We start from the raw sequence: 3201 nt of genomic DNA on the forward strand, positions 1-3201 counted from the left end.
GTGCCGGGCCCACCGGCCGCTTCCCGGGATGCGCCGGCAATTGAACGCCGAGGTGTTGTTGTCCTGCATCGACAACTCATCGGCGGCCGCCGGGTAATGGCTGGCCGGGCGCATCTTCTCGATCGGATAGTGCAGCTGGTAGAGCTGTTCGAAGATGGCGATGACCTGTGCCACCACGTCTTCGTGAACGATCAGTTCGCCGCGGTGCGGGTGACCGTCGAAACCCATGTGGTTGACGCCGACCCGCCGTAGTTGTGCCGGTCCGACGGGGCAATCCTGCCGCCAGCTCGCGCCGAGTTCGGCGGCGGTCACCGGATCGACGGCGGCGCCGGAAAGTGCAGGTACCGCCGGGGGCGGCGACGGTGGCGGCACGCTGGCCACCGGGGGTGGCGACGTCGCTGCGCACTGCGCCAGCAGGCTAGCGGCTGCAATACCCACCGCACCGACCGCGATTGCGGCGATCCTGTGCCTGATCAGCGATTTCACCGGGTAAGTCCTGATGTCGCCCACGGTAGCGCAGCGGCGGTGGCTCAGCGCTGGCAAACGACGGTTAGTTCCAGGAAAATCGGGTTATTAACGCATCACTGCTCAACCGAGTGTGGAGGACACCATGAAGATCACCACGATAATGAAGACGGCGCTGCCCGCGGTGGTGATGGCAACGATCGCCATCGCCGTCGCACCTCTTGCAACCGCGGCTTACCCCATCGTCGGCACGTTGGGCAGCACGTTGCAGGAGACCGACAGCGTCGGGCAGGTCGTGCTGTCCTGGAAGGTCGACGATCTGGGGCCAAGCAGCGACACGATGCCGGACTACCCGGTAGCCGGCCAGGTTTGGCAGGCCACCGCTACCGTGCACGCCATCCGTGGCAGCGTGACTCCTGCGATTTCGCAGTTCAACGCCGTGGCTCCCAGCCAGGCCGTCTACCGGGTGCTGTGGCAGGTCGCCGCGCCGCAGGCGATCAGCGGGGCCACCATCCCCGAAGGCCAGCAAGCGACCGGAAAGATCTACTTCGATGTCACCGGCCCACAACCGAGCACCGTGACCATGAACAACGGTATGGAAGACCTGATGATTTGGGGGCCGTAGCAGACCAGCACAGCGGATGGCATTCCATGATGGAGCAGTGACCGAGATCCGAGTGATTCGCGGCGACATCACCACCGTGCACGTCGACGCAATCGTCAACGCCGCCAACAGCACTCTGCTGGGCGGCGGTGGAGTCGATGGGGCGATCCATCGAACCGCCGGCCCGGCGATCCTGGCCGAATGCCAGCAGCTGCGCGACAACGACCTACCGGACGGCCTGGAGACCGGGGATGCGGTCGCAACCAGGGCGGGGCTGCTGCCCGCGCGATGGGTCATCCACACCGTCGGGCCGGTCTATTCGCGTGGCGAAGACCGGTCACCGCTGCTGCGGTCTGCCTACACCCGCAGCCTCGAGGTCGCCGATGCACTGGGCGCGGAGACGGTGTCGTTTCCGTTGATCTCCTCCGGCAGCTACGGCTGGCCGGCTGCCGACGCCGCACATCAGGCGGTGACGGCGGTGCGCAACGCCGACACGGCCGTGCAGCAGGTGACGTTCGTGGCGTTCAGCGAGGACATGGCGGGGTTGCTACGACGGGAGCTGACCCGCGCTGGCTCGCCGTCTCAGCGGCGCAGCCGCAGCCGCAAGCGGTGAGCACATTGGCGTAGGGCTTCGAGCTGTTCGGCGACCCGGGCGGGCGCGGTGCCGCCGCGGGCGTCGCGCGACGAAACCGAGCCGGTGACGGTGAGCACGTCGCGCACCTCCGGCGTCAACGCGGGACCGGCGCCGGCCAACTCGTCGTCACTCAGGTCTTCCAGGCCCACGCCGCGCCGTTCGGCCGCGCGCACCGCGGCGCCCGCGGCCTCGTGTGCGGACCGGAACGGAACACCTTGGCGCACCAGCCATTCAGCGATATCGGTGGCCAGTGTGTAGCCGGCCGGGGCCAGTGCCGCCATCCGCTCGACGTCGAACGTCAGGCTGCCCACCAGTCCCGCCATTGCCGGCAGCAACAACTCCAGCTGGGCCACCGAGTCGAACACCGGCTCCTTGTCTTCCTGCAGGTCGCGGTTGTAGGCCAGCGGCTGCGCTTTCAGCGTCGCCAGCAGCCCGGCCAGATTCCCGATCAGCCGGCCGGACTTGCCGCGGGCCAGCTCGGCGATGTCGGGATTCTTCTTCTGCGGCATGATCGAACTTCCGGTGGACCAGGCGTCGTCCAACCTGACGTAGCCGAATTCGGTCGAACTCCACACGATGATGTCTTCAGCCAGCCGGGACAGATCGACGGCGATCATCGCGAACACCCACGCTGCCTCGGCGGCGAAGTCCCGGGCAGCCGTGGCATCGATCGAATTCTCCGCGGCCCTGGTGAAACCGAGCTCGGCCGCTATGGCGTCCGGATCGAGGCCCAGTGACGAGCCGGCGAGTGCGCCCGCGCCGTACGGAGACACCGCGGCGCGCGCGTCGAGATCGGCGATCCGGTCCACGTCGCGCAGCAGCGGGTGGGCGTGGGCCAGCAGATGGTGTGCCAGCAGCACCGGCTGCGCCGACTGCAGGTGCGTCTTGCCCGGCATGATCGCTGTCGGGTGAGCCGCCGCCTGGGTGGCCAGCACGTCGACCAGGTCGAGCACCCCGCCGGCGACACGGCGCACCGCGTCACGCAGCCACATCCGAAACAGCGTGGCCACCTGGTCGTTTCGTGATCTCCCGGCCCGCAACCGGCCACCCAGCTCGGTGCCGACCCGATCGATCAGGCCGCGCTCCAGGGCGCCGTGCACGTCCTCGTCGGTGGCCAGCGGCACGAAGCTGCCGTCGGCGACGGCTGCGCCGAGGTTGTCCAGCCCGGCCAGCAGCCCGTCACGCTGCTCCTCGGTGAGCAGACCGGCTCGAAACAACACCCCGGCGTGCGACTTGGACGCGGCGATGTCGTAAGGCGCCAGCACCCAGTCGAACTGGGTCGACCTGCTCAACGCGGCCAGTGCGGCGGCCGGGCGGTCGGTGAACCGCCCGCCCCACAGCGATCCCTGGTGGGTGTTCACGTCGCCCCAGCCCGGTGAGCATGCACAGAATCGCACCCGGGCGGCCCCGCTGGTGCGATTTTGTGCATGCTCGCGGTCGACCGGGTCACCGTGCGTCCCGGGCTGCGGAGATCTTCGACGACAACCCGTGCAGCTGC

The 3201-nt window shown here is 68.4% G+C and carries 3 protein-coding genes and 1 pseudogene; 2 read left to right on the plus strand and 2 right to left on the minus strand.

Features of this window, described 5'->3' with window-relative positions:
* A pseudogene (locus AC2VON_RS19330) lies at nt 1–486 on the minus strand (M15 family metallopeptidase); the annotation flags it as partial.
* Nucleotides 487–610: 124 nt separating this feature from the next.
* On the opposite strand from AC2VON_RS19330, the gene AC2VON_RS19335 reads away from it, so the two are divergent.
* Nucleotides 611–1090: an MPT63 family protein gene (locus AC2VON_RS19335; RefSeq protein ID WP_486954395.1), complete on the plus strand. Its 480-nt coding sequence runs from the start codon at nt 611–613 to the stop codon at nt 1088–1090.
* 37 nt (nt 1091–1127) lie between these two features.
* The gene (locus tag AC2VON_RS19340) at nt 1128–1682 is read left to right on the plus strand and encodes an O-acetyl-ADP-ribose deacetylase (RefSeq protein WP_486954396.1); all 555 of its coding nucleotides are present in this window, start codon (nt 1128–1130) and stop codon (nt 1680–1682) included.
* On the opposite strand, the gene argH is transcribed toward AC2VON_RS19340, so the two are convergent.
* A complete protein-coding gene (argH, locus tag AC2VON_RS19345) occupies nt 1652–3064 on the minus strand; it encodes an argininosuccinate lyase (protein ID WP_486954397.1) in 1413 nt (470 codons plus the stop codon). The genes AC2VON_RS19340 and argH overlap by 31 nt on opposite strands.
* Between the last annotated feature and the right edge of the window lie 137 nt (nt 3065–3201).

It is taken from the genome of Mycobacterium sp. TH-M82 (assembly GCF_057473605.1).

Excerpts from the sequence above, each read along its gene's own strand:
- AC2VON_RS19335 (WP_486954395.1), top strand. The coding sequence starts at position 611 with ATGAAGATCACCACGATAATGAAGACGGCGCTGCCCGCGGTGGTGATG.